Annotated in this window: 23 protein-coding genes; 3 read left to right on the top strand and 20 right to left on the bottom strand. The window is 67.8% G+C overall.

The window, feature by feature from the left end; genetic code table 11:
• Positions 1-10 precede the first annotated feature (10 nt).
• From RH91_RS10230 to RH91_RS10175, 12 genes are all read right to left on the bottom strand, one after another.
• A complete protein-coding gene (locus RH91_RS10230; RefSeq protein WP_010162631.1) occupies positions 11-1,096 on the bottom strand; it encodes a protein-glutamate methylesterase/protein-glutamine glutaminase in 1,086 nt (361 codons plus the stop codon).
• Positions 1,093-1,911, bottom strand: a complete 819-nt coding sequence (locus RH91_RS10225) for a CheR family methyltransferase (RefSeq protein ID WP_010162630.1) — start codon at positions 1,909-1,911, stop codon at positions 1,093-1,095. The genes RH91_RS10230 and RH91_RS10225 overlap by 4 nt, the downstream gene beginning before the upstream one ends.
• 131 nt (positions 1,912-2,042) lie before the next feature.
• Entirely contained in the window at positions 2,043-2,525 is a 483-nt protein-coding gene (locus RH91_RS10220; protein ID WP_010162629.1) for a chemotaxis protein CheW, read from the bottom strand.
• A complete protein-coding gene (locus RH91_RS10215) occupies positions 2,522-4,528 on the bottom strand; it encodes a methyl-accepting chemotaxis protein (protein WP_010162628.1) in 2,007 nt (668 codons plus the stop codon). Before RH91_RS10215 ends, RH91_RS10220 begins: the two co-directional genes overlap by 4 nt.
• Positions 4,529-4,633: 105 nt before the next feature.
• Positions 4,634-5,134: a chemotaxis protein CheW gene (locus RH91_RS10210; protein ID WP_010162627.1), complete on the bottom strand. Its 501-nt coding sequence runs from the start codon at positions 5,132-5,134 to the stop codon at positions 4,634-4,636.
• 3 nt (positions 5,135-5,137) lie between these two features.
• A complete protein-coding gene (locus tag RH91_RS10205) occupies positions 5,138-7,105 on the bottom strand; it encodes a chemotaxis protein CheA (RefSeq protein ID WP_010162625.1) in 1,968 nt (655 codons plus the stop codon).
• Positions 7,102-7,470 (bottom strand): response regulator, encoded by a 369-nt coding sequence (locus tag RH91_RS10200; protein WP_010162624.1) that lies wholly within the window; start codon positions 7,468-7,470, stop codon positions 7,102-7,104. Before RH91_RS10200 ends, RH91_RS10205 begins: the two co-directional genes overlap by 4 nt.
• Positions 7,467-7,775: an STAS domain-containing protein gene (locus RH91_RS10195; RefSeq protein WP_010162623.1), complete on the bottom strand. Its 309-nt coding sequence runs from the start codon at positions 7,773-7,775 to the stop codon at positions 7,467-7,469. The genes RH91_RS10200 and RH91_RS10195 overlap by 4 nt, the downstream gene beginning before the upstream one ends.
• Positions 7,776-7,920: 145 nt before the next feature.
• Positions 7,921-8,901 (bottom strand): DUF2891 domain-containing protein, encoded by a 981-nt coding sequence (locus tag RH91_RS10190; protein WP_029623758.1) that lies wholly within the window; start codon positions 8,899-8,901, stop codon positions 7,921-7,923.
• On the bottom strand, positions 8,898-9,839 hold the full coding sequence (locus tag RH91_RS10185; RefSeq protein ID WP_010162621.1) for a DUF979 domain-containing protein: 942 nt from the start codon (positions 9,837-9,839) through the stop codon (positions 8,898-8,900). Before RH91_RS10185 ends, RH91_RS10190 begins: the two co-directional genes overlap by 4 nt.
• On the bottom strand, positions 9,836-10,489 hold the full coding sequence (locus RH91_RS10180) for a DUF969 domain-containing protein (RefSeq protein WP_010162620.1): 654 nt from the start codon (positions 10,487-10,489) through the stop codon (positions 9,836-9,838). Before RH91_RS10180 ends, RH91_RS10185 begins: the two co-directional genes overlap by 4 nt.
• Complete coding sequence (locus RH91_RS10175) at positions 10,490-14,032, bottom strand: hydantoinase B/oxoprolinase family protein (protein WP_010162619.1); 3,543 nt, start codon at positions 14,030-14,032, stop codon at positions 10,490-10,492. It lies immediately after the preceding gene.
• Between the two features lie 226 nt (positions 14,033-14,258).
• Between RH91_RS10175 and RH91_RS10170 the strand changes: the two genes are divergently transcribed.
• Positions 14,259-16,301, top strand: coding sequence for an amidohydrolase family protein (locus RH91_RS10170; RefSeq protein WP_010162617.1), 2,043 nt, complete (start codon positions 14,259-14,261; stop codon positions 16,299-16,301).
• A 15-nt stretch (positions 16,302-16,316) separates the two neighbouring features.
• On the opposite strand, the gene RH91_RS10165 is transcribed toward RH91_RS10170, so the two are convergent.
• The gene (locus RH91_RS10165) at positions 16,317-17,165 is read right to left on the bottom strand and encodes an exonuclease domain-containing protein (protein ID WP_010162616.1); all 849 of its coding nucleotides are present in this window, start codon (positions 17,163-17,165) and stop codon (positions 16,317-16,319) included.
• 151 nt (positions 17,166-17,316) lie between these two features.
• On the opposite strand from RH91_RS10165, the gene RH91_RS10160 reads away from it, so the two are divergent.
• Complete coding sequence (locus tag RH91_RS10160) at positions 17,317-17,580, top strand: DksA/TraR family C4-type zinc finger protein (RefSeq protein WP_010162615.1); 264 nt, start codon at positions 17,317-17,319, stop codon at positions 17,578-17,580.
• A 66-nt stretch (positions 17,581-17,646) separates the two neighbouring features.
• Here RH91_RS10160 and RH91_RS10155 read toward each other — a convergent pair whose 3' ends face one another.
• The 5 genes from RH91_RS10155 to RH91_RS10135 all read right to left on the bottom strand — a co-directional run bounded on the left by RH91_RS10155 (position 17,647) and on the right by RH91_RS10135 (position 21,627).
• Positions 17,647-18,015, bottom strand: a complete 369-nt coding sequence (locus tag RH91_RS10155; RefSeq protein ID WP_010162614.1) for a hypothetical protein — start codon at positions 18,013-18,015, stop codon at positions 17,647-17,649.
• 37 nt (positions 18,016-18,052) lie between these two features.
• On the bottom strand, positions 18,053-18,868 hold the full coding sequence (locus RH91_RS10150; RefSeq protein WP_010162613.1) for a metallophosphoesterase family protein: 816 nt from the start codon (positions 18,866-18,868) through the stop codon (positions 18,053-18,055).
• Complete coding sequence (locus RH91_RS10145; protein ID WP_010162612.1) at positions 18,865-19,674, bottom strand: hypothetical protein; 810 nt, start codon at positions 19,672-19,674, stop codon at positions 18,865-18,867. Before RH91_RS10145 ends, RH91_RS10150 begins: the two co-directional genes overlap by 4 nt.
• Positions 19,675-19,868: 194 nt before the next feature.
• Positions 19,869-21,173, bottom strand: a complete 1,305-nt coding sequence (locus RH91_RS10140) for an OmpP1/FadL family transporter (RefSeq protein ID WP_010162611.1) — start codon at positions 21,171-21,173, stop codon at positions 19,869-19,871.
• Between the two features lie 43 nt (positions 21,174-21,216).
• Complete coding sequence (locus tag RH91_RS10135; protein ID WP_010162610.1) at positions 21,217-21,627, bottom strand: DUF2147 domain-containing protein; 411 nt, start codon at positions 21,625-21,627, stop codon at positions 21,217-21,219.
• Positions 21,628-22,012: 385 nt separating this feature from the next.
• Between RH91_RS10135 and RH91_RS10130 the strand changes: the two genes are divergently transcribed.
• Positions 22,013-22,426 (top strand): MerR family transcriptional regulator, encoded by a 414-nt coding sequence (locus RH91_RS10130; RefSeq protein ID WP_010162609.1) that lies wholly within the window; start codon positions 22,013-22,015, stop codon positions 22,424-22,426.
• Between the two features lie 15 nt (positions 22,427-22,441).
• Here the strand turns inward: RH91_RS10130 and RH91_RS10125 are convergent, their stop codons facing one another.
• The gene (locus RH91_RS10125; protein WP_010162608.1) at positions 22,442-23,464 is read right to left on the bottom strand and encodes a spore coat protein U domain-containing protein; all 1,023 of its coding nucleotides are present in this window, start codon (positions 23,462-23,464) and stop codon (positions 22,442-22,444) included.
• Positions 23,465-23,595: 131 nt separating this feature from the next.
• A complete protein-coding gene (locus RH91_RS10120; protein ID WP_010162607.1) occupies positions 23,596-24,765 on the bottom strand; it encodes an MFS transporter in 1,170 nt (389 codons plus the stop codon).
• Positions 24,766-24,833 lie beyond the last annotated feature (68 nt).

Raw genomic sequence — 24,833 nt, 5'->3', positions numbered from 1 at the left:
ACCCTTTTGTTCACCGCGCCGCTGCCGCGAGCATTTCGCGCGCGATTGCGCCGAGCGGAACCACGCGGTCCGCGCCGCCGCGCGCGATCGCCTCCTTGGGCATGCCGAACACGATCGAACTCGCCTCATCCTGCGCGAAGGTGGTCGCGCCGGCCTGCTTCATCTCGAGCAGGCCGCGCGCGCCGTCGTCCCCCATGCCGGTCATGATAACGCCGACCGCGTTCGAGCCCGCCGCCCGCGCGGCCGATCGGAACAGCACGTCGACCGAGGGCCGGTGGCGCGAGACCAAAGGCCCGTCGCGCACCGACACGTAATAGCGCGCGCCCTGGCGCTCGAGCATCATGTGGCGGCCGCCGGGCGCGATCAGGACATGCCCGCGCAGCACCGGGTCGCCGTCGACCGCTTCCTTCACGTCGACCTCGCACAACGTGTTCAGCCGCGCCGCGAACGCGCGCGTGAAATGCTCCGGCATGTGCTGGACGATCACGATTCCGGGCGAATCCGCCGGCAGCACCTCGAGCACCGCGCGCAGTGCCTCGGTGCCGCCGGTCGATGCGCCGAGGCACACCACCATCTCGGTCGTCCGGCTCATCGGGCGGCCCGAAGGCGGCGGCAACACCGCGTCGGCGGTGAGCTTCTGTTCGGGGACGAGCGGCCGCGCCGCGCGCATCACGCCGCCACGGACGCGTGCGCGCGCCGCAGCCTTCACGACGTCGCGAATCTGGAGATGATGCTCGGTAAGGTGATCGGCGACGCCGACGCGCGGCTTGAGGATCACGTCGACCGCACCCGCCTCCATCGCCTGGAGCAGCGTCTCCGATCCTTCCTCGGTCAGCGACGAGCACATCACCACCGGCACCGGGTGCTGCGCCATCAGCTTGCGCAGGAAGGTGATGCCATCCATCCGCGGCATCTCGACGTCGAGCGTGATGACATCGGGAATTTCCTTTTCCATCCGGCGCGCCGCGGTGAACGGATCGGCCGCGGTCGCCATGACTTCGATGTCGGGATCCTCTTCGAGGATCGCGGTCATCGTCTGGCGGACGATCGCCGAATCATCGACGATGAGGACGCGGATCTTTTTCCTGGGCGTCATCGGTCGTCTCGCTGGAACACGGTGTTGGCGACCTGCACCAGGGGCAAGTCGAGCCCGGAAATCGATTCGGAATGGCCCAGAAACAGATAGCCGCCCGGTGCGAGCCGGTCGGCGAGTTGCGACACCACCCGCCGCTGCGTGGGCTTGTCGAAATAGATCAGCACATTGCGGCAGAAGATCACGTCCATCGGCGCGCCCACCGGATAGCGCTCGTCCATCAGGTTGAGGCGCGCGAAGCCGATCGCGCTGCGCAGCCCCGGGACGATCCGGACATCGCTGCGCGCCGGGTCGCGCGATGCCCGCACATATTTGTGCAGCATCGCCATCGGCACGGGCTCCATCAGCTCCGACGGGTAGATCCCCGCGCGGGCCGTCTCGAGCACGTCGGTGTCGAGATCGGTCGCGAGGATGCCATAGGACGGGCCGCCGTGCCTGCCGGCGAAATCGTCAAGCTCCATCGCCAGCGTGTAGGGCTCCGGCCCGGTCGAACAGGCGACGCTCCAGACGCGGATCGCCGCCACGCTGCGCGCCACGAAGTCTGGCAGCACCACGCTGCGGAGATAGTCGAAGTGAACCGGCTCGCGAAAGAAATCGGTCTTGTTCGTCGTGATCGAGTTGATCAGGTACAGACCCTCGTCCGCCAGATTGTCGCCGGCAAAGACATAGTCGCAATAGGCGTCGAGCGTCTCGGCGCCGACCATCCGCTGCCGCCGGCGAAGCCTGCCCTCCAGCATCGTCTGCTTGGCCGCCGGCATCTTGATGCCCGAATAGTCGAAGATGTACGCCGCCAGCCGATCGAAATGGCGTTGGCTCATCCGGTCGGGGCCGGGGGACGATAGCGGGGCGGAAAGGGCCAAGAGCGGGATCCGATATCGGGGCAGAACTGCCGACGGTGAAATTCTGGCGAAGCGCGCTGGCGCGGGGCGGTGCGCCCCAACGCCCGCGATCAGGCGGCGAGCGCGGACGGCGCGATGCGGTCGACCTCCGCGTTCGAGAAAATCCGCGTCACATCGACCAGCACGACGAACCCGTCCGCGCGCTTGATCACGCCCGCGATATACTCGGACGGCCAGCGCACGCCGATGTCCGGCGCTGCGCCGATCCGGTCGACGTCGAAGGTGCTGACCTCGATCACGCGATCGACGACGAGGCCGAGCACCAGCACGCGATCGCCGACAGGGACGTCGACCACCAGAATCCGCGTATTCGGCGTCGCCGCCGCCGGCGGCAGGCCGAGCCGCAGGCGGAAGTCGATCGTCGTCACGCCCTCGCCGCGCATGTCGATGAGGCCGAGCAGATAGTCCGGGCCATTGGGGATGTGGAACGGCGTCCGATAGTCGAGGATCTCGCGGACCAGCGTGACCGGCACCGCAAAGGTTTCCGCCCCCAGCCCGAAGGTGACGGCCTGGATCTCGCGGGCGGCGGTCATGCCGCCTGGGCGTCGAATGCGGCGTCCTCTTCGTCCGGGCCGCCGATCGCGAGGTCGAGCGCGAAGCCGTTCACACGGGCCTTCTGATGCGCGATCGAATTGACCTTGGGCCGCAGCGTCGGCTTTTTCGCCGCGACGTTGCGCACCGGGACACGCCGCGCCGCCGCTGCGGCGGGCGCGGCAGCGGCGGGGCGCTGCGCGACCGTTTCGCTCACCCGGAAGAAGGCGATGCTCGCCTGGAGCTCGACCGCCTGCTCCGCCAGCTGCTCCGACGTATCCGATATCTGTTCGGAAGCGCCGGCATTCTGCTGGGTGACCTGATCGAGCTGCTGGATCGCCTCGTTGATCTGCGATGCGCCGATATCCTGTTCGCGGCAGGCCGAACTGATTTCCGCGACGAGCTCTGCGGTGCGGCGGATGTTGGGGACCAGTCGGGTCAGCATCTCGCCCGCCTCGGTCGCCGCCTTGACCGTGTCGCACGAGACTTCACTGATCTCGGCAGCGGCGGCCTGGCTGCGCTCCGCCAGCTTGCGCACTTCCGACGCGACCACCGCAAAGCCGCGGCCATGTTCGCCGGCGCGCGCCGCCTCGACCGCGGCGTTGAGCGCGAGCAGATCGGTCTGGCGCGCGATTTCCTGGACGATCCCGATCTTCGCCGCGATCGTGCGCATCGCGTCGACCGCCCTGTCGACCGCGACGCCACTGGCTTCGGCGTCCTTGGCGGACTGCCGCGCCATCTTCTCGGTCTGCGCGGCGTTGTCGGCGTTCTGCTTGATGTTGGAGGCCATCTCTTCCATCGATGCGGACGCTTCCTCGGCGGCCGCGGCCTGTTCGGTGGCGCCCTGCGACACCTGCTCCGAGCTCGCCGACAGTTCCTGGCTGCCCGCCGAGACGTTGTCGGCCGCGGCGTTGGCATTGCCGACGACCCCGCGCAGCCGCTCGATCATCCGCACCAGCGCCTGGCCCAGCATGTCCTTCTCGGACAGCGGCTGATGCGTGACGGTGAGGTCGCCATTGGCGATCTTGTCGGCGAGATTGGCGCTCAGCCGCAGATTGTCGACCAGCAGGTTGATCGCGTCCTTCATGCGTCGGTGGCCGCCGTCGCATGCGATGTCGACGCGTTCCACCAGGTCCCCCGTGCTGACCAGGTCGAGCACGCGATTGCCTTCGGCAATCGGCAGCAGGATCGCGTCGAGCATCCCGTTGATGCCGGCGATCAGCGCGGCGAAATCCCCCACGAAGCGCTTGTCGTCACCGCGCTCGCTGAGATGGCCTGCGGTGGAGGCGACGATCAGGCGCTGGATTTCCTCCGTGATCTCGCGAAGGTTGCGGCGCAGCGTCTCGATCGTGTCGTTGATGAACGCCTTCTTGCCGGGAAATTGCTCGAGCGGGGCTGCGAAATTGCCCTCGCCGAATTCCTTGATGCACGCCATCGCCTTCTTCTTCACCGCGATGTGGCTCGCGACCATCGCGTTCACGCCCTGCGCCATGACGGCGAAGTCGCCGCGGAACTTGTCGACGGGGACGAAGACGTCGATGTCGCCCTTGTCATGCTCGCTCGACATGTGCTGCATCTCGAAGATCAGCCCCTGGAGATTGCCGCGGAGCGTCTCGATCGTGGCGTTGATGAACGCCTTCTTGCCGGGAAGCTGCGCGAGCGGTGCCTCGAAATTGCCCTCGCCGAATTCCTTGATGCACGCCATCGCCAGCTTCTTCACCGCGATGTGGCTGCCGACGAGGTCGTTCACGCGCTTCGCCATGATCGCGAGCTCGCCCTGGAAATGCCCTTCCGGCAGGACGACGTCGATGTCGCCCTGGTCGTGCTGCGCGCACATGACGCCGATGTTTCCAGCCAGCGCGGTGACCGGATGGAACGCCTTGTCGAGCAACTGGTTGACCGCGCTCAGCACGCCCTGGGTTTGCCCCTGCGCGATGGACAGATCGGCGCGCTCGGCGATGTTGCCGCTTGCCATCGCGCCCTCGAGCCGGGCGAGTTCGGCCATGACGACGCTGGAGGATACGCGATCGAAGAGAGTGAGGGCCATTGCAAAGCTTCCTTGTGCGTATCGCAAAATTTGAAGGGACGGCGGCGATCGATCGGAGATGAGTTAAGCGGCGGAATATGCAGAGACATCCGTGCCGAGGATGTCGGCGAAGATCGCGGAGAGCCGCGGGATGACGATGACGCCCCTGGGCGTCCGCACAAGATCCCGCACGAATTCCCGGCGCCAGCGCATGCCGACCACCGGGGGCTGCTCGCTTGCGTCCTGCCGCAGCGTCGCGACCTCGTGGACCTTGTCGGTGCGGATGCCGAGCTGGATGCAACCGCTGCCTGCGTCGATCTCGATCACGACGATCCGGCTATCCACCGTCGCCTCCGCCGCGGGCATGCCGAACGCGAGCCGCAGGTCGGTAATCGGGATGATCCGCCCCCGGAAGTTGACGATGCTGCCGACGAGCGGGTCGGCACCGGGAACGCGCGTCTCGGGCAGCAAGTCGAGGATCTCGCGGACGAGCATCGCCTCGAGCGCGAACGTCTCTTCCTGCAGGTTGAAGGTCAGCACTTCGAGCGTGCCGTCGGCGTCCCACTGGGTCTGGTTTCCGTCCATGGCTTATGCAGCGGCGCGAAGCCGCTCCTCCTGCTGCTGGCCGAGCGCGACGAGCTGCCCGGCGTCGAGGATCAGCGCGACCCCGCCGTCGCCGAGGATGGTCGCGCCGGCGAAGGTCGTGACGTCGCGGTGGAGTTGCGACATCGGCTTGATCACGGTCTGGTGGCTGCCGATGATCTGGTCGACGACCAGCCCGACGCGCTCCGTGCCGGTGGCGATGACCACGATCTTCTGGTGCGGATCGGGCCGCGTGCCGGTGTCGAACATCTCGCGCAGGCGCAGGAACGGCACCAGCCGGTCGCGCAACGTCACGAAGCTGCGGCTGCGCGAGCGCAGATCCTCCTCGAGGCTGAGCTCGATACATTCCTCGACCGCGGCGAGCGGGATCACATAGCGGCCGGTGCCGACGCGGATCAGCAACCCGTCGATGATCGCGAGCGTCAACGGGATGCGCAGCACCACGGTCGACCCCTGCCCCACCACGCTGGTCACGTCGATGCCGCCGCGCAGGCTCTCGATCGTACGCTTGACGACGTCCATCCCGACGCCGCGTCCCGACAGGTTGGTGATCTGCGCCGCGGTGGAGAAGCCGGGATGGAAGATGAGCTGGAGCGTCTCCTGCTCGGTCATCGTCTGGCCGGGCTGGACCAGCCCCTGCGTTTCGGCCTTGGCGCGAACGCGGTCGCAATCGATCCCGCGGCCGTCGTCACGGATGGTGATGACGACCTCGCCGCCGGCCTGATAGGCCGAAAGCCGGACCTGCCCCGTTGCGGGCTTGCCCGCGGCGATGCGCTGCGCGGGCGTTTCCAGGCCGTGGTCGCAGGCATTGCGGATCAGATGGATCATCGGATCGGCAAGCCGCTCGATCACGGTCTTGTCGATCTCGGTTGCCTCGCCCTCGGTCGCGAGCTCGATCGTCTTGCCCGTTTCGCGCGCGAGATCGTGGACGAGCCGACGGAAGCGGCCGAACAGCGTGGCGACCGGCACCATCCGCAGCACCATCATCGTCTCGCGCAATTCACTCGCCAGCCGCTCGATCTCTTCCGAAATCGAGCGCAGGACCAGATCGTCGGCGCTGCCGCCACTCTTGGCGACTTGCGAGAGGCGGCTCTGGACGATGACGAGTTCCCCGACCCGGTCCATCAGCTCGTCGAGCCGTTCGGCGGGAACGCGGACGCTCTCGCCCGGTGCGACGGCGACCCGCGCCACCGTAGCCGGCGTGGGTTCGGACAGGGGCGCGGGGGCGTTGGTGACAGGTCCGGCGGGCGGCGTGGCATCGGCGACCGCGACCGACACCAGCGGTTCGATCTTCAGCGCCATGTCGTCCATCACGAAGATGAACACGTCGTCGATATCGCCGCGCGACACGTCGCCACGCAGTTCGACGTCCCATCCGATATGGCATTCGGTCGGGATGAGATCGGCAAGCGGCGGAATCGCGTCGGTCCGCGCGACGATGCGGCAGTCGCCCAGCGCGCGCAGTTCGTCGAGCAGCATCAGCGGGTTGGTGCCGTTCGCCATCGCATCCGCAGGAAGCCGGAACGACAGGGACCATCCGGCTTCGACGGGGGCCGGCACGGCGATCGCACCGTCCGCGCCGTCGTCGATCGCGGCCTGCAGCCGCGCGAGGATCGCCGCGCTCGTTGCCTCCAACCCCGCACCGTCGCCGTCGATCAGCGCGCGCATATGGTCCTTCGCCGACAGGATCGCCGCGACCAGCGCGTGCGTCGCGGGCGCCAGTCCCTTGCGGACGCGGTCGAACGCGGTCTCGCAATGATGCGTGAACCCGGCGAGCGCGTCGAACCCGAACATCGCGCCCGAGCCCTTGAGCGTATGGAGGCCGCGGAAAACTTCGTCGACCAGATCGCGATCGTCGAGCCGGTGGCCGAGATCGAGCAGCCCCTGCTCGATCTGTTCGAGCAGTTCGCCCGCCTCGACCCGGAACGCCGCGATCGGGTCCTGCCCGGTCATCGCCCGAGCACCTTGCGCGCGACCTTGATGAGCTGTTCGGGGACGAACGGCTTGACCAGCCAGCCAGTCGCGCCCGCCGCCTTTGCCGCCTGCTTCACCGAGTCATCGGATTCCGTGGTCAGGAAGATGATCGGCGTGCCGCAATGCGCCGCCGATTTGCGCAGCTCGCGGATCATCGTCAGCCCGTCCATATTGGGCATGTTGAGGTCGGTGATGATCATGTCGAACGTTCCGGCGCTCGCCTTTTGCAGGCCCTCGCATCCGTCCCCGGCCTCGGTGACGGCATAGCCCGCCCCCGTCAGCGCGATCTTGATGGCCATCCGCAGGCTCGGTGAATCGTCGACGGTGAGGATCGAGGCGGTCATTGGGGCCGTTCTCCGTGGAACCAGAATTGAGCGTCGGCGGGCGTCGGGGCGCCGAAACCCGCGCGATCGAGCAGGGCGCACAGCGCCGGACCCGCCGGGCGGGTTAGTCTGAGGGTGCCCCCCGCTCCCGCCAGATGCGTGCGGAGCGCGAGGACGAGCTGGACGAAGCTCAGATCGCATTCGACCAGCGCTTCGGGGTCGATCGCGACATCGCGATTGGAGCGGGCAGCCTCCAGGAGACTTCCGGCGAAGGTCGCCGCAGATCGCACCGTCACGGAACTTGGGACCTTGATCGTCGCAATCATGTCCGCCTCGCAAGGTTGTCCCCCGGGCATGCTGCCTGGGGTTCATGCTTATTATAGCGGGGGTTGGTCTTCGAAGCGGGAACGCGCGGATTTAGCGCGGGGCAGGCCTCGGCGCGCCGCGCAAACCAAGGCGACGGTTATTCCGTCAGGCCGTCAGCGCGAGCAGGGCGAAGGTCGCGAGCCAATGCTCGCCCATGTAATCGTCGGCGAGATGCGGGAGCGCAGCGTCCAGATGCGCCCGCGCGACGGCCTTGGTTGCCGCGGGATCGGGCAAGGCGTCGGCAAGGCTGTACCAGCACCACGCCCGCGCCAGATTGAGTCCGTCGATATGCGCCAGACGACCATCGCGGCGATCGGTGACGATCGCGGGGACGCGCAGGCAGGCGACCGCTGCCCCCGCCGGATCCGGCAGGAATGCTGCGAGCCACGCCCCTGCGTCGCGGCCGAGCACGTCGTGCATCAGGACAGCTTCGCACAGCGTGGCGGACAAAAAGTCCTCGCCGCTCGGCTCCCACGGCCGCGCGTCCCGGTCGGCGCCGAACCAGGATCGCGCCCGCGCCTCGATCAGGCTGGCGAGTTCCCAGTCGTGCGTCCGCGCCCAGCGCAGCGCGTGGATCAGCGCGAACGCGGTGCTGTCATGCTTGCCGCTGCGCACGGCATAAGTGAGCTTGGGGAGATACGCCTTGAACCGCGCCGCAAACGCCCGCGCGAGCGGTTCCAGCGCGGTGGCCCAGGGACGGTCGGGACGAAGCGCGAGTTCGGCGTGGAGTGCGAGCAGCCAGCCCCAGCCGTACGGCCGCTCGAACCCGCCCGTCATCGGCCGGTCGAGATAGGCGACTTCCCCCGCCACGCGATCCGGCACCAGCATCCGGTCGGCAAGCGCCTCTACTGTGGCGGTGGCGGCCATATCGGGGAACAGCCGCGCGAGCCGCATCACCTGCCACCAGCCGTGAACGCAACTGTGCCAGTCGAAGCTGCCGTGGAAGATCGGATGCAGCATCGCCGGGGCGGCAAGATCGCCCGGCCCGGTCAGGATCTGGTCGAGCTTGTACGGCCATTCGCGCGTCAGATGCCCGAGCGTGAGCGTGGCGAAGCGCTCGGCGGTCACGGAATCGAGCATCGTCATCGGAATCCCAGCCAATACAAGAGAGCGATGTTCACGCCGAGCAGCGGCAGCGCGGTCGGCACCTGCGCGCGGATCACCGCGCCCTTGTCCTTCAGGTCGAGCAAGGCGGCGGGCACGAGATTGAAGTTCGCCGCCATCGGCGTCATCAGCGTGCCGCAGAAGCCCGCGAGCATCCCGATCGCCGCGATCACCGCGGGATCGCCGTGGAACCGCCCGATCAGCAGCGGCATCCCGACCGCGGCGAACATCACCGGGAACGCCGCAAACGCATTCCCCATCACCATCGTGAACGCAGTCATCCCGAGCGCATAGACCAGCACCGCGCCGATCAGGCTGCCGTCCGGAATCGCCGCCCCCGCCAGCCCGCCGACCACCTGCCCGACCCCCGCGAGCGCGAACACCGCACCAAGGCTCGCGAGCATCTGCGGCAGCACGGCCGCCCAGCCGACGCTGTCCATCAGGCGCAGCCCTTCGACGAACGGCGTCGCGGGCCGCGCGCGGAACCACGCATAGCCCGCCGCGAGCGCGAGGATCACGCCGCAGGCAAGCGCAACCAGCGTGATCTGTTTCGGATCGACCAGCGCGGGCATTGCCTTGAAGACAAGCGTGCCCAGCAGCGCGGTCGCCGGAATCACGAGGGCGGGGAGGAACAGCCGGTTGCCACGCCTTTCCGATTCCGCCTGGCGTTCGACCGGGCCGGTGGTGGCGCGTGCGCCCCGTCCCATTGCACCCGTCCCCGCAATCGCGACGAGGCCGAGGACCAGCACGCCATTGCCGATATCGCCGATCCGGTCGCCGAGCAGGAAACTCACCGCGAGCAAACCGTAGAAACCGGCATTGCCGAAACGCTTGCGGTTTCCCCGGTCGGTCGCCGCCAGCACGGCGAACACCGCGAACACCAGTCCGGCCAGGCCATAAATGAAATTCGTGCCGATCATCCGCGCCGCGCCAGACGGCGATCGAGCCACAGCAGCCGCGCACCGTGAATTATCAGCGCGGCGACCGCAGTCGGAAGCGCCCAGAGCGACAGATGCAGCGGCTGGATGACGATGCCATAGCCTTCGAGGATCCCCTTCATCAGCAGGATCGACCCGATCGCGATGAAGATGTCCTCGCCGAAGAACAGCCCGATATTGTCGGTCGCCGCCGCCATCGCCGGGATCGCATCGCCCCCGGGCGCAAGCCCCTGCCGCTCAGCCGCCGCTTCCGCCATCGGCGCGACCAGCGGGCGGACGCTTTGTGCGGGTCCGGCGATCGAAATCAGGCCAAGCGCCGAGGTCAGTTGGCGGAACAGCAGATAGCCGATCAACAACCGCCCGACCGTCGCGCCTTTAAGCGCGGCGATCGCCCCGCGCGCGCGCTCCTGCAAGCCGTGCCGTTCGAGCAGGCCGATCACCGGCAGCACGATGTAGACCGCGCTGACGAAGCGATTGGCGTTGAACGCCTTGCCGAACGCCGCGAGGATCGCGAGCGGATCGAGCCCCGCCGCCAGCCCCGTCACCAGCGCCGAGACCGCGACGACCAGCAACGGATTGAAGCGCAGCAGAAAGCCCGCGACGATTACCCCGATTCCCGCGAGCACGAGCATTCAACCGCCTCCGAATCCGCCCCCGCCGGGGGTTTCGATGACGAACACGTCGCCATTGCGCATGGCGACCTTGGCGGTCGATCCGAGCGGCTCGATCGCACCATTGGCACGCTCGACCCTGGCGGACCCCACTTCGCCCTCGGCTCCGCCTTCCAGTCCGAACGGCGGCACGCGGCGGCGATTGGCGAGAATGCAGGCGGTCATGTCCGCGAGGAACCGGATGCGGCGTGTTCCGCCATCCCCGCCGCGGTGCGCGCCCGCCCCGCCCGACCCTGCCCGGATCGAGAACTTCTCGAGCAGGACCGGAAAGCGCGTCTCGAAGATCTCCGGGTCGGTCAGCCGACTGTTGGTCATGTGCGACTGGATGACTGGCGTGCCGTCATAGCCGGCACCCGCGCCCGAACCGCCCGCGACCGTCTCGTAATATTGGTAGGTTTCGTCGCCGAAGGTGAAGTTGTTCATCGTCCCCTGGCTCGCCGCCATCGCGCCGAGCGCGCCGAACAGCGCATCGGTGACGACCTGGCTCGTCTCGACATTCCCCGCCACCACCGCGGCGGGGAACCGCGGGTTGAGCATCGAGCCTTCGGGCACCAGGATCGTCACGCCGCGCAGGCAGCCGTCGTTGAGCGGGACGCTCTCGTCCATCAGAACGCGCAGCACATACAGCACCGCCGCGCGGACGATCGACACCGGCGCGTTGAAGTTGTTCGGCCGCTGCGCGCTCGTTCCCGCGAAATCGACCGTCATCGTCTGCGCCGCACGGTCGACCCGGATCGCGACGCGGACCACCGCGCCATCGTCCATCTCATAGGCGAAGCTGCCGTCCTGCAGACCGGCGATCAGGCGACGCGCGGCGGCGTCGGCATTGATCTGGACATGCTCCATATAGGCGCTGACGACATCCGCCCCATATTCGCCCGCGATCCGCGCCAGACCGGCAGCCCCACGCGCGCAGGCCGCGAGTTGCGCCGCGAGATCGGCGATATTCTGGTCGACGTTGCGCGCCGGATAGCGCCCGCTGGCGAAGAGGGTGCGCAACTCGGCCTCGCGAAAGTGCCCCTCGTCCACCACCAGCACGTCGTCGAGCAGAACGCCTTCCTGCTCGACCGAGACGCTGTCGGGCGGCATCGATCCCGGCGTGATCCCGCCGACATCGGCATGATGCCCGCGCGCGGCGACGAACCCGTCGGGCGCGTCGCTCCCTTCCGCAAAGACCGGCAGGATCACCGTGATGTCGGGAAGATGCGTACCCCCGCGATACGGCGCGTTGAGCGCATAGGCATCGCCGCGCCGGATCCCCCGCCCGTCCGCATGCGCGCCGCGCGCGGCGATGATCGTGCGGATGCTTTCGCCCATCGAGCCGAGATGCACCGGGATATGCGGCGCGTTGGCGACGAGATTGCCGCGCGCGTCGAACAGCGCGCAGGAGAAGTCGAGCCGCTCGCGAATGTTGACCGAGGCGGCGGAGCGCTGCAGCGCCGCGCCCATTTCCTCCGCGATGCTCATGAACAGGCCCGCGAAGATCGCGAGCCGTGCGGGATCGCTTTCGGTCCCGATCCGTACCGTTTGCCGCGCCGCCGCGCGGTCGAGGATCAGGTTGCCGATCGCGTCGACGCGGACCCGCCAGCCCGGCTCGACGACCGTGGTCGAGACCGGATCGATGATCAGCGCAGGCCCTTCGAACGCGTAGCCCGCAGGCAAACCCGCGCGCGCCAGCACCGGCACCTGCTGGAGCGTGCCTGCCATATAGACCGGCACGATCGCCATCGGCGCGGCGGCGTCGCGCGGGAGGTCGATCAGCGTCGTCTCGACCGCCGGGCTCTTGGCAACGGCCTCGGCGACGAGGCGATCGACGACCAGGCCCTGTGCTGTCGTGAAACCGAACTGCGCGCGATAGGCGGTGTCGAAGTCCGCCACCATCGTCGCGGTATCCGTGAAATCGAGCTCGATCGTATGCTCGGTCTGCCCGCGCCGCAGGTGGACGCGGCGCTCCACCGCAATGTCCCCCGCGGCGACGCCCTGATCCGCGAGCGCGCGGTGCGCCTCCTCCGCCAGCACTGCGAATGCGGCATCGATCGCGGCATGGTCGTCGATCGGCACGCCCAGCGTCCGTTCGCGCAGCTCGCGACGGTCCGCCAGCCCCATGCCGTAAGCCGAGAGAACCCCCGCGAGCGGATGGATCATCACGCGGTCCATCCCGAGCGCATCGGCGACCAGGCACGCATGCTGCCCCCCTGCGCCACCGAAACACGCGAGCGTGTAGCGCGTCACGTCATGCCCGCGTGCGACCGAGATCGTGCGGATCGCATTCGCCATATTGGCGACCGCGACCGCGACGAAGCCCTCGGCCGCGGCCTGCGGATCGAGCGGCAGGTCCGCGAACCGCGCGGTCACCGCCGCGCGGTCGAGCGGCTGATCGCCCTGCGCGCCGAATAATGCGGGGAAGAAGTCGGGTTGCAACTTGCCGAGCAGGACGTTGCAATCGGTCACCGTCAGCGGGCCACCCCGCCGATAACACGCCGGCCCCGGCACCGCGCCCGCGCTCTCCGGCCCGACCAGCAGCCGCTGCCCGTCGAACCGGCAGATCGACCCGCCCCCCGCCGCCACGGTATGGATCCGCAGCATCGGCGCGCGGATCCGCGTGCCCGCGATCAGCGTCTCGGTCTCGCGTTCGTAGGTGCCTGCGTAATGCGACACGTCGGTCGATGTCCCGCCCATGTCGAAGCCGATGATCCGGTCGAACCCCGCCGCGCGCGCGGTCGCGGCCATGCCGACGATCCCCCCCGCCGGCCCCGACAGGATCGCATCCTTGCCGCGAAAATGCGCGCCGTCGACCAGCCCGCCCGAGGATTGCATGAACAAGGCACCCTGGCCGAGCGCCGCGCTCAGCCCCGCGACATAGCGGTCGAGCACCGGGGACAGATACGCATCGACCAGCGTTGTATCGCCACGCCCGATCAGCTTGATCACGGGCGCTACCCGATGGCTGGCCGAAATCTGGGTAAAGCCGATGTCTTGCGCGACTTCGACCAGCGTCGTCTCATGCGCCGTGAACCGATAGCCGTGCATCAGGACGATCGCGACCGAGCGCAACCCCGCATCGTACGCGGCCTGCAGGCCGACGCGCGCCGCCTCCCGATCGAGCGGCCGGTCCACCCCGCCATCCGCCATCACCCGCTCGTCGACCTCCACGACGCGGGCGAACAGCGGCGCGGGCCGCGCGAGGTCGCGCGCAAAGATGTCGGCGCGTTCCTGATGGCCGATCACCAGCGCATCTCCGAACCCGCGCGTGATCGCCAGGACGGTCGGCTCGCCCTTCCCCTCGAGCAACGCATTGGTCGCGACGGTCGTGCCGATTCGCAGCGCAAGCGGAACGTCCCCGCCCCCGGTCAGCCGCCGGATCGCCTCGACCGCGGCGTCGGCATAGCGTTCGGGATCCTCCGACAATAATTTTGCCGATACCAGCTGGCCGTCGGGCTTACGCGCCACGACGTCGGTGAAGGTGCCGCCGCGATCGATCCAGAAGTGCCAGGGAGCCGTCATCGCGCCCTACGTTCCCGTTGTATCCTTTAGCGTCAATGCTTTGTTGCAACGCCACGGCAGAGCGAGAGCGCAGCGCCATCGATCGCGTCCGTGCCGCGACCACGCAGCCCGAACAACAAGGCGGCGCGAACCGCCGAGATCGGGGGATTCCGGCGAACACACCCGCTCTTGCTCCCGCGGCCGCGACTTGTCAGTCTCCCGAAAACACCGCCGGGGGGTAATCATCATGCTTCGACTGGGTCTCGCCGTCTTGCTCGCCACCGTGTCCTCGGCCGCCGTCGCCGGTCCCGCGACCAAGGAGCAACTCATGGCCCCGCCCGCCGGGGCGCGCCACTACACGATCAGTTCGGTCGCGGGAAAACATGGCGATATCTGGTCGTGGCGAACCGCCGACGCGCGCGTCGCCTATCGCATGTCGATGACGCTGCGCGGCTGGGTCACCGAGACCGACGAGCTGATGACGATCGGCCCCGACAAGCGGCCAACCGCGATCGAGATCCGCGGCTTCACCGATTCGGGCGATGCGACCGAAAGCTTCAGCGTCGATTCGGGCGGCGTCGCGCACTGGAAGACCGCAGTGGACGGCGGCGCCGCGCCGTTCGCGGCCAAGCGCTACAACACCTATGGCGGCCCCTGGCTGGCGGGGGAAAGCGACATCGAGGCGCTCGTCGCGGCGGGCGACACGGGGATCGATCTGCTGCCGACCGGCCACGCCTCGATCGTCGTCGGCAATCCGGTGGAGATCACGGGGCCGCAGGGACCGAAGACGGTGAAGCTCGCCTTCATCACGGGCTACAGCTTTTCGCCGATTCCGATGTGGCTCGATGCCGACAACCATTTCTTCGGCAATGCGGGCATCATCTCGCTGCTGCCCGAAGGCTATGAGGCGGCCGGCCCCCGGCTCAAGCAGATCCAGGACGATGCCACCGCCGACATGGTGCGCGACGTTGCGCATCGCTTCCTGCGCCCGGCCAATGCGACGCCGACGCTGGTCGACCATGTCCTCCTGTTCGACTCCGTCGCCGGAAAGTATCTCCCCGATCGCGCGGTCCTGATTGCCAACGGCAAGATCGCGACCGTCGCGGCGGGCGGAACGATCACGGCACCGGCCGGGGCGACGGTGCTCGACGGACGCGGCAAGACGATCCTCCCGGGATTATGGGATGCGCACCGCCACGTCGGTGGCGACGACTGGAACCTGTTGCAGAACGTCGCGACGGGGATGACCAACTATCGCAGCCCGGGCTCGATGATCGACGAGACGCTCAGCATCTACAAGCGCCGCGCGGCGGGGGATCTGCTCGCGCCCGACGGCAAGGTCTCGGTGATCATCGATCGCAAGGACCCGCTCGCCGCGCAAGGCGCGCTGACCGTCACGTCCGCCGCCGAGGCGATCGCGGCCGTCGACAAGATCAAGGCGGCCGGGCTTTGGGGCGTCAAATTCTACACGTCGATGAATCCGGCGTGGATCGCCCCGGCGGCGGCGGAGGCGCACAAGCTCGGCCTGCACGTCCACGGCCACGTGCCCGCGGGCATGCGCCCGCTCGATGCGGTACGCGCTGGCTATGACGAGGTCACGCACATCAACTTCATCATGATGCAGGCGATGCCGCAGGACGTGGTCGACAAGGTGAACACCGCCGCGAGGCTGGAAGGCCCGGCGAAATACGGGAAGGACGTCGACCTCGATTCCCCGGCGATGACGGCCTTCTATGCCGAACTCGGCAAGCGCGGCACGGTGATCGATCCGACCCTGACCGTCTGGGAGCAACTGATGACGTCGGACGGCACCGCGATGTCCCCCGAATATGCAGCCTTCGCCGATGTTTCGCCGCCATCGGTGGTACGCGGCTGGAAAATCGCGGGCTATCCGTTGTTCGGCGACCTGACTCGGGACGATTTCCGCAAGAGCTTCACGAAGATGGTGGGGCTGGTCGGTCGCCTGCACCGCGCCGGCGTGCCGATCGTCGCGGGGACCGACGGCTATGGCCTCGAACTCGTGCGGGAGATCGAACTGTACCAGCAGTCCGGCCTCAGCAACGCCGAGGCCCTGCAGACCGCGACGATCGTTCCGGCGAAGCTGACGGGCATGGCGGACCGGACCGGCTCGATCGCGGCGGGAAAGACGGCAGACGTGATCCTGGTCAACGGCGATGTCTCACAGGACCTGGGAAACCTGCGCCATGTCGACACGGTCTTTCTCGACGGCTACCGGCTCGACGCGGCAGCGCTGCGGCGCGCAAGCGGGATGAGCGGCATGCCGCAATGAGTGCGACGGGCCACGTCAGCCAACCGCTGCGAGACGCTCCCTGATCTCGTCCTCGGATACGATCTCGATCCGGTGACCCTCCCGCCGCAGCGCGTCCGCGCGGCGGTGATCGGCATGCGCGGTCACATAGTGCCCGAAGGGTTGATCGTTGCTGATGACGAGCTTCGTCGTGGTCAGGCCGACCGACGCGACGACCCTGCCCCCCGCCGCAGCGAGGCGCCGCGCCAGCGCACCGTCGCGCGGTGCCCCCAGGATCGCGACCCGTTCGCCCTTCAACGGACCCACCGCCGCCGCCTTCGGCGCGGGGCCACCGCGCCCCCGGGGCGGGGCCAGCCAGCCGGCGAGGTCGATTCCGGTGTGATCGATCGCGCGGACGATCACCATGCCGGCCGCCCGCGCGTCGCTCAGCGCATCGTGGTGCTTGTGGCGCACCCCCAGGAACTTGCTCAACACGTTGAGCCGGTGGCTCGGCAGTTCGGGCCACGCCCGCTTCGCGACGCGCACGCTGTCCAGCCACGTGGTCCTGATCTCCGCCCGGTCATGGACCCGACACGCCGCGCCGAGCGCCCCCTTGTCGAAGAACGAGTGCGCGACCGTGATCCGTCCGGACAGATGCGAGTCGATCGCGGCGTGGACATCGGCGAAGGTCGGCGCGCCGAAGACATGGTCGCAGGTGAGGCCGTGGATTCTCGTGTTGAACGACGAGAACCGGTCGAGCGGATCGACCAGCGTTTCATAGTCGAATACCTCGACGCCGTTCCTGAAGCCGACGATCCCGACCTGGCAAATGCTGCTGACGCTCGAACACGCCGTCTCGACGTCGATGACGACGAAATCGACTGTGGTGCGGGCGGCGACAGGCAAAGGGGCAACGGAGTCCATGCCACGGAACATACCGGGTCCTTCGGCAAAACGCACCCGTCATGACGACCCGCCCTCCACCGCGACGCCGCCGCCTTGGCAGCGCCGCGCGCGACCCCATATTGGTCCCAAGCAATGGATATCGGGTGACACTATGGCAAGCGGATGGGCGCCCGAGGGCGCGGTTCAGGATCAGATCGACGACACCATCAACGACGCGGTCTTGTTCGCCCGGTCGCGCATGCCTACGGGCGACGGCGCAGCGGAATGCAACGAATGCGGCGAACCCATTCCCCAGCGTCGCCGAGACGCGCTGCCCGGCGTCCGCACATGCGTCGCCTGCCAGAGCCAGCGTGACCAGAGTCCTGCCTTCTCCGCGATCAACCGCCGGGGCAGCAAGGACAGCCAGTTGCGGTAGCGCGCGACTGCAAACCGTATGATTCAAGCGGGGCCACCGGAACGGCGGCCCCGGCCCGCCCTTCGATCAATTGTCGAAATAGCGCCGTGACTGCGGCATGCGGCGGCGTTTGCGCGTGGCGAAGGCCCAGCAGGCAATCCCCACGCCAAGTTGCAGAAGCACGGTCAGCGCGATCAACAGGGTGGGTTCGGTCGATCCGCCGCGCGTGAAGAGCAACGCGACTGCGACAGCGACGAGATACGCCACGCCCGCCACCAAGACCCGCAAGCGCCGCGCCGAATCCCGCGCGTCGAACGGGGCGACGATCGCCAGACATGCCGCCGCGACGAGCAGCGCGATCGCCACGCCGATCGGCGCAGCGGCGAGGATCGCGAGCAGCATCGTGGCGAGCGACAGGATCGACACGACCGAGGCGAAGATGCGAAGGCGTAGCATTAGGGCGTTCCCAAACCAGTCGGCACAATGAAGAATCCTAGCATGATGTTTCCGCCGACCGCGTCCGCGCCTGCAGGAACACGATCGTGTCCCCCTCGAGGCGAACCGCGGTGAGGACACCGGTCGAATAGGCGCCCGTATCGATCCCGATTCGGTTCGCCGTCATCTCGGGTTCGTCCGCGCTCCAGCTATGTCCATGGACGACGATCTTGTCGAAACGGTAATCCGCCGACAGGAACTCTTCCCCGATCCACAGGCAATCCTCCTCGCTTTGCCGCGCGATGGACACGCGGGGCATGAGCCCCGCGTGGACGAACAGGTAATCGCCACACATCGTCCGGATCGGCAAGCCCCGCAGGAATGCGAGATGCGACGCGGGCATCTTGTCCAGCAACCGGTCGCGCAGCGCCCGGCAGGCCGTTTCGAGCGACGCCAGGTCGTCCCCCGGCACATCGACGCCATAGGACATCAGGGTTTGCGCGCCGTCGCGTCGGAGCCAGGGGATATTCCGGTCGGGATGGTCCAGGAAATCGAGCAGCATCACCTCATGATTTCCGCGCAGGAAGACGATTTCGAGCGTGGACTGGCGCGACAGCCAGACAAGCGCGGTCAGGACTTGCGAGGACTGCGGCCCGCGATCGACATAATCGCCGCAGAACACCAGCAAGGGGGGGCGACCGTCGACGATCGTCGCCATGTCCGCGACGATCGCTTCCAGCAGCGCGGACACGAGATCGTAGCGACCATGAATATCGCCGATCGCGTAGACGACCCTGCCCTCGGTCGATCGCGCCCGTTCGGCGCGTTCGCCGGGCGAACGCAGAACCACGGGGATCGCTGCACCCTCGGTCATTCGCCGCCGTCCTGGCGGGCGCGGTCGAGCATCCCCGTCAGCCGGTCATACCGCTGGATCGTCCCGTCGGGATCATCCTGCGCAGCCTCGCGCGCGCGGATCCACTGGCGGTTGATCGATTCGAGCTGGCCATAGGGGACACCGCTCTGCCGCGCACGGCGATAGGCGCGCCGCAGCCGGGCATCCGCGTTGAGGACGTCCTGATAGATGCAGCGGTCTTCGAGGCTTCCCGGGGGGCATTGCGACGACGCCCCACCGTCCGAACTCTCGCCGCGCGTGAGCACGGGCCGCTGCGACGAATCGGCTCTCGCGAGCGTTGCGCGCGGCGCTGTGCCGGCCGGTTGCTCGCCCCGTACCGCGCGCCGATCGACGACCCGCGCCCGGTTGGAAGCCGTGGACGCTTCGGCAGGCGGCGCAAGGGTGCCATCCGTCGGCGGTGGCGGGAGAGGATCCTCAACGTCCGTCGCGACTGTCTGGTGCGCCGCCTGCTCGCCCGAAGGGGTCGGAACGGTCGCCGTTGGGGCGGCACGCTGCGACGGCGGGATCGGGGCAACGTGGCGAGTCGCTTCCAACGGCTTCGGCAACTGGCCGAATTGGCCATAACCGACCGCGAGCGCGGTGCCCGCGACCAGCACCAGTGCGGGCGCGACGATCGTGAAGAACCGCCAGTCCCGCTTGCCACGGGCCCGCGCATCCTGCCGCGAGCGATCCTGCTGCGCCGAGTTCACGGGCGCACGGTCGCTCAGCGGCTTGAAAATCCGGTCCATGTCGGCGGACACGGATGTCGGGGGCAGATCGCTCGCCATCGCACTTCTCCTCCGCGCGACCGTTACGGCGGACGTCTGTACTATCGCTTAACCGCGCGCCGCACCAGAATGACGGAGGCGCGGAATGCACGCGGTTCGCGTCCTGCCCGGTCGCAGCCGAGGGGAGCTTCGCAAAGGCTTGATATGGCGCGATTCAGCGGGAGAGGCATCGCTTCCCCCGCTGTATGTTTTTATCAGAACGTCACGCGCCCGCCGACCGAGAGCACGACCGCATGCGCATTGCGGAGCAGACCGTTGGTGACGATCGGCGTCTGCGCGGCTGTGCCGGCAAAGGCCGCGGTGGTGCGATCGATCGTTTCGTTGCTGAAGTCGACATAGCTCGCCGCCGCATCGAGCGCGATGTGCGAGGTCAGCTGGTAGCTGCCACCCGCGGCATAGGTCCAGCGGTTGGCGTCGGGCACGCGCGCGTCGCGCAGGCCGTCCTGCGTTGGGGTGATCGTCCGCTGAAGGCCAGCGCGGACGGTCGCCTTGGGGGTAAGCGCATAGTCGACGCCGCCCGCGAGGCTCCAGCTATCCCGGTAATTTTCCGGGATCGCGACGTTGAGCGGCGCGCCGAGCCGGATCGCATCGAACCTGCTCCAGTTATACGCGACGACCTGCGCATTGAGCGTCAGCGCGTTGGTCGCCTTGAGCCGACCCGCGACGATCACCTGCCCCGGGGTGCGGAACTTCGCCTGGACACCCGACAGGGACGTGTTCGACGCGGCGAGCGGCCCGACCAGATTGTAGATGTTGAGATCGCCGGTCAGCGTATGCTCGATGCTCGACTTGTAGCTGATGCCGACCGTCGCGATCCGGTTATGAAGCTGGACGCCCGCGGTCCAGCCGAAGTCCCAGCCATCGCCGTTCAGCGCCTGGGTGCCGTCCGGCAGCGATGCGAGGACGTTGGGAAGCTGGTTGCTGAGGAAGGCGTTGGTATATTCGACGTTGAGCGCGCCGCCGACCCGCAGCCAGTCGGTCAGCACCACGCCGATCGACGGCTGGATGTCGATCGTGCGCAACCGCGTCTTGTCAGCGCTGTAGCGTGCCCAGCTGTTCGAATCATAATCGGTGGTGAAGCTGAACGGCGACGTGACCGCGACGCCGATCGCGATCCGGTCGTTGATCGGATAGGCGATCGCGCCGCTCGGCAGGACGCCGTTGTTGATCGGGTCGCGCGAAACCGCGTTGCCACGCACCGGCGCGAACGCCTGGCCGGGACGACGGATCAGCGTGCCATTGTCGATCACTTCGCCCTTGGGCAGGATCGCGGTCGCGCTGACTGCGGCCTCGGCGGTGGTGATGCCCGCGATCGCGGCGGGGTTCCACCACAGCGACGCCGGACCGGTGTCGGCGGCTTCACCCGAGAAGGCGCGCCCTGCGCCACGCGCCGACTGCGCCTCGAGATAGAAGGCATCGGCATGCGCGACGCTGGCGGAGCCAAGCGAGCAGACAAGCGCGGTCGCGCCCAGCAACGGGGCCTTGAAACGATGGACCATGAAAAATTCCTGAATTGACGTCTAAAAGGGGGGGGGAATGGGATTAGCGGACTCGCGTCCAGGTCTGCGTCTTGCACAGGGGGAAGAAGACGCAGCCGCGCAGCTTCAACTGGTTGGCGCCGAGCGGGGTGATCTTGCCGCTGTAGGTCTTGCCGTCATCGGCGTTATAGACCTGGCCGTTGCTCCACACGCCGTCCGCCTCGGGCTTGAACCCGCTCAGCATCTGCATGCCTTCGATCGGGCGATTGCGCAGCGCGGTGTTCGAATTGCGCGCGTCCTTCATGCCCGGATTGGCGCGGAGCGCGTCGGACGTGACGATCTTTCCGCAGATCGACGGACCGCAGCGCGCGATCTCGACGATGGCATTGTGGGTTTCGGTCCTCCAGCGACCGACGACGGTATCGGGGGCGAGCGGGGCTCCAGCGAGCAGCGCTCCGAGGATCAGCAGGGACATCGTCTTTCCTCTCCATCAGGCCGCCCCTGGAACAGGACTGGCCACGGACGTTTCCTTGAGGACGCCGCTTCCGTGCGATCGTCCGAACCGATCGGCTCGCGTCTTATGCGCGAGGCCGATGCCGTATACGGCATCTCGCCTATAAGGATGAGCGACGTGGTCAAGGATTCTTGCCGGCAAGGAAGAAGAACCTGCGGGTTTCATGGGTTTGCGTGACTTTTCTGCAACGCTTCCGGGCTCGCCCGCGACAATACCGGCACCGCGACAAATGGCGTTTCCCTTATCGCCGCAAATCCGCGACACGGGATTCAAGACGCAAGAGCGGGCTGCGATCCCCACCGGACCGGCCCGGAAACGATGATAACGCGTCACCGGAGGAGCTGGATTGGACGACGGGCAGCAGGAGCTCGCGGGGATCAACGCGGTTGCGCGGATGCTGGCCATCACGCCGCGGACGCTGCGCTTCTACGAGGATCGCGGACTGATCACCCCGAGCCGGGTCGGCACGATCCGCGTCTACACCAAGCGCGAAATCGCCCGGATGCAGTTGATCCTGCGGGGCAAGCGGCTTGGCTTCACGCTTGCCGACATCACCGAATTCCTCGACCTCTACGATGCCGATCCGCAGCATGTCGAACAGATGCGCGCGCTCGCCGAACGCTGTCGCGAGCGGATCGACCGCCTCGACGCGCAACGCGACGCCATCGCCGAGACGCTGGGCGAACTGGAAAAGATCGAAGCGCAAGCGCTCGATCGGATCGCGGGCGCGACCCGCAAGCGGACGCACAAAGCGGGGTGACGTCGGCCGGTTTCGCTACTTGAGGCTGTACGGCAGCGTAATCGTATAGGACGACGCCGGTGCCATCGTGCCTTGCGGACGAAACCGGACCGTCGTCACCGCGGCTTGTGAGGCCGCCGCCCCTGCAATCGGCACGTACGTCCAGCTATTGCCACCGTCGGACGAGAAATCGACCTGATCGGTGGTGCTCGATGGCCCGGCATAGCCGAAGGTGACGCCCGATGGCGGGCTTCCCTCGCTCGACTGCACCACGGTGCCGCTCCCGCTGCCGTCGCCATCGAGCGCGATCGCCATGCCGCCGGGGGTCGGCAACACCGCCTGAAGCGCGTTGAGTTCGGTCGCGACGATGTCGGGGTTGGTGATCGACACGTTGATCCGGCGCTTGCTCCCCGGAATCGCGCGCGGGTTGCTGGTGCCGCTGACCGGGTCCCAGGTGACTTGTCCGAACGCGATCGTGATCGTCGGGGGTCTGGCCGCGACCACCAGCGTGACGGTGATGACCCCGGTCTTGCTCCCGCTGTCGACGGCACCGAGGCAGACGCCGAGCGCGGAGGCGAGACCGTTGCAGAAATTCCAATCCCATTTGACCGAAAAGCTGCCGGTATAGGTGCCCGGCGCGACATAGCCGACGCTTGCGAGCTTGAAATAGACCGGCACGTCGATCGTCCCGTCCCCCAGCAGATTGAGCAGGTTCACCGCCGGGCCGTTCATGTAGAAGGCAGCAGTCCCCGCCTTGAGTTCGACCGTGGCATTGGCGTCCGCGAAGACGCGGTAGCTGACGGTGTTCGCGGGGGCGGAGACCGAGGTCAGGTTGAGCACGGTCCCCGCCGGGATCGTCGCCTTCAGGAAATTGCCCGACAGGACCGTCAGTGCGGTAAACCCCGTGCAGCGAAACCCGCCGCTCGTCTTCACGTACGGCGCGCTCGCCTTGATCGCGGAGGGGGAGAAGGTGCCGACCGATGCCGCGGTCGGCGTCGTGACGTCGCACGCGAAGGCGGGCGTCGCGACCGTCGCGAGCGCCAGCGCCAGACACGCCATCCGACGGAGGCAAGCGCGGCGAAAGGCCTGGAAAAGAGCGGTGCGCGACATGCATGTCACTCATCATGCCGGGCGTTTCCAAGAGGTAAACACCCGGCGCGCCCGCGATCGAACGAGACTAAGGTCTAAGATCAGCCCGCCGTCGCCAGCCGCGCACGCCCCGCCTGCAGCCGCAGCAGAAGCACCAGCGCAAGCCCGCTCCCCGCCATCACCGCACCCGCGATCGAAACCGCGGGATAGCCCATCCCTGCCCCGATCACCGCGCCGCCGAGCGCCGCGCCGACCGCATTGCCGAGGTTGAACGCGCCGATGTTCATCGCCGACGCCAGGTTGGGCGCATCCCCCGCCGCCGCCATAACGCGCATCTGGAGCGGCGGGACCAGCGCGAAGCTCGCGACGCCCCACAGGAAGATCAGCACCGCCGCGGGCACCGGCCACGCCATCGCACCCGCGAACACCACGAGCAGCGCGACCAGACCACCCAGCGTGACGATCAGCGTCCCGTCGACCGAGCGATCGCCATAGCGTCCCCCCAGCCAGTTCCCGACCGTGAGCCCCAGCCCGTACAGCACCAGCATCGCGGTGACGAAACCGGTCGAGGCGTGCGCCTGCGTCTGGAGGATCGGGACGATATAAGTGAAGACCGTGAACATCGCGCTCGACCCGATCACCGTCAGCAGCAGCGCGACCAGCACCGGCCCGCGCACCAGCACGCGCAGTTCGGCGCGCATGTCGCTGTCGGCATCCGCCGGAATGACCGGGACGGCGAAGCGCAGCGCCGCCATCGCGAGCACGCCGAGCCCGGTGATCGCCCAGAACACCGTCCGCCAGCCAAACGCTTCCGCCGCCCACGCCGCGAGCGGGACGCCGCCGACATTGGCGATCGTCAGCCCCATGAACATCGTCGCAACCGCGCCCGCGCGGCGGTCCGCCGGCACCAGCCGCGCCGCGACGACCGACCCGACGCCGAAGAACGCACCGTGGTTGAACGAGGTGACGACCCGCGCGATCAGCAAGGTGGTGTAGCTGCCCGACAAGGCCGCGAGCAGGTTCCCGACCGTGAAGATCGCCATCAGCGCGATCAGCAACGTCCGCCGGGGAACGCGCGCGGTGGTGAGCGTCATCAGCGGCGCGCCGATCAGCACGCCGACCGCATAGGCGCTGATCAGCAACCCTGCGGTCGGGATCGACACGCCGAGGTCGGTCGCGATGACGGGGAGCATCCCCATCGGCGCGAATTCGGTGACGCCGATGCCGAACGCACCGACGGCCAGCGCCAGAATGGCGGGGTTGAGTTTCATACGTATCTTCCGGTCTGTGATTTGCCTCAAATGGTGCAACGCAGCGTCCTGCGGTAGAGGGTGAGCCG

The organism is Sphingomonas sp. PAMC 26617, from assembly GCF_000242835.1.
Taxonomy (GTDB): Bacteria; Pseudomonadota; Alphaproteobacteria; order Sphingomonadales; family Sphingomonadaceae; genus Sphingomonas.
This window is presented reverse-complemented; position numbering and strand designations above follow the sequence as displayed.

Excerpts from the sequence above, each read along its gene's own strand:
- RH91_RS10155 (WP_010162614.1), bottom strand. The coding sequence starts at position 18,015 with ATGCTACGCCTTCGCATCTTCGCCTCGGTCGTGTCGATCCTGTCGCTC.
- RH91_RS10220 (WP_010162629.1), bottom strand. The coding sequence starts at position 2,525 with ATGACCGCCGCCCGCGAGATCCAGGCCGTCACCTTCGGGCTGGGGGCG.
- RH91_RS10150 (WP_010162613.1), bottom strand. The coding sequence starts at position 18,868 with ATGACCGAGGGTGCAGCGATCCCCGTGGTTCTGCGTTCGCCCGGCGAA.
- RH91_RS10205 (WP_010162625.1), bottom strand. The coding sequence starts at position 7,105 with ATGACCGGGCAGGACCCGATCGCGGCGTTCCGGGTCGAGGCGGGCGAA.
- RH91_RS10125 (WP_010162608.1), bottom strand. The coding sequence starts at position 23,464 with ATGGCGTGTCTGGCGCTGGCGCTCGCGACGGTCGCGACGCCCGCCTTC.
- RH91_RS10120 (WP_010162607.1), bottom strand. The coding sequence starts at position 24,765 with ATGAAACTCAACCCCGCCATTCTGGCGCTGGCCGTCGGTGCGTTCGGC.
- RH91_RS10140 (WP_010162611.1), bottom strand. The coding sequence starts at position 21,173 with ATGGTCCATCGTTTCAAGGCCCCGTTGCTGGGCGCGACCGCGCTTGTC.
- RH91_RS10160 (WP_010162615.1), top strand. The coding sequence starts at position 17,317 with ATGGCAAGCGGATGGGCGCCCGAGGGCGCGGTTCAGGATCAGATCGAC.
- RH91_RS10230 (WP_010162631.1), bottom strand. The coding sequence starts at position 1,096 with ATGACGCCCAGGAAAAAGATCCGCGTCCTCATCGTCGATGATTCGGCG.
- RH91_RS10225 (WP_010162630.1), bottom strand. The coding sequence starts at position 1,911 with ATGAGCCAACGCCATTTCGATCGGCTGGCGGCGTACATCTTCGACTAT.
- RH91_RS10185 (WP_010162621.1), bottom strand. The coding sequence starts at position 9,839 with ATGATCGGCACGAATTTCATTTATGGCCTGGCCGGACTGGTGTTCGCG.
- RH91_RS10180 (WP_010162620.1), bottom strand. The coding sequence starts at position 10,489 with ATGCTCGTGCTCGCGGGAATCGGGGTAATCGTCGCGGGCTTTCTGCTG.
- RH91_RS10170 (WP_010162617.1), top strand. The coding sequence starts at position 14,259 with ATGCTTCGACTGGGTCTCGCCGTCTTGCTCGCCACCGTGTCCTCGGCC.
- RH91_RS10195 (WP_010162623.1), bottom strand. The coding sequence starts at position 7,775 with ATGATTGCGACGATCAAGGTCCCAAGTTCCGTGACGGTGCGATCTGCG.
- RH91_RS10145 (WP_010162612.1), bottom strand. The coding sequence starts at position 19,674 with ATGGCGAGCGATCTGCCCCCGACATCCGTGTCCGCCGACATGGACCGG.
- RH91_RS10210 (WP_010162627.1), bottom strand. The coding sequence starts at position 5,134 with ATGGACGGAAACCAGACCCAGTGGGACGCCGACGGCACGCTCGAAGTG.
- RH91_RS10215 (WP_010162628.1), bottom strand. The coding sequence starts at position 4,528 with ATGGCCGAACTCGCCCGGCTCGAGGGCGCGATGGCAAGCGGCAACATC.
- RH91_RS10175 (WP_010162619.1), bottom strand. The coding sequence starts at position 14,032 with ATGACGGCTCCCTGGCACTTCTGGATCGATCGCGGCGGCACCTTCACC.
- RH91_RS10135 (WP_010162610.1), bottom strand. The coding sequence starts at position 21,627 with ATGTCCCTGCTGATCCTCGGAGCGCTGCTCGCTGGAGCCCCGCTCGCC.
- RH91_RS10190 (WP_029623758.1), bottom strand. The coding sequence starts at position 8,901 with ATGACGATGCTCGATTCCGTGACCGCCGAGCGCTTCGCCACGCTCACG.
- RH91_RS10200 (WP_010162624.1), bottom strand. The coding sequence starts at position 7,470 with ATGACCGCCTCGATCCTCACCGTCGACGATTCACCGAGCCTGCGGATG.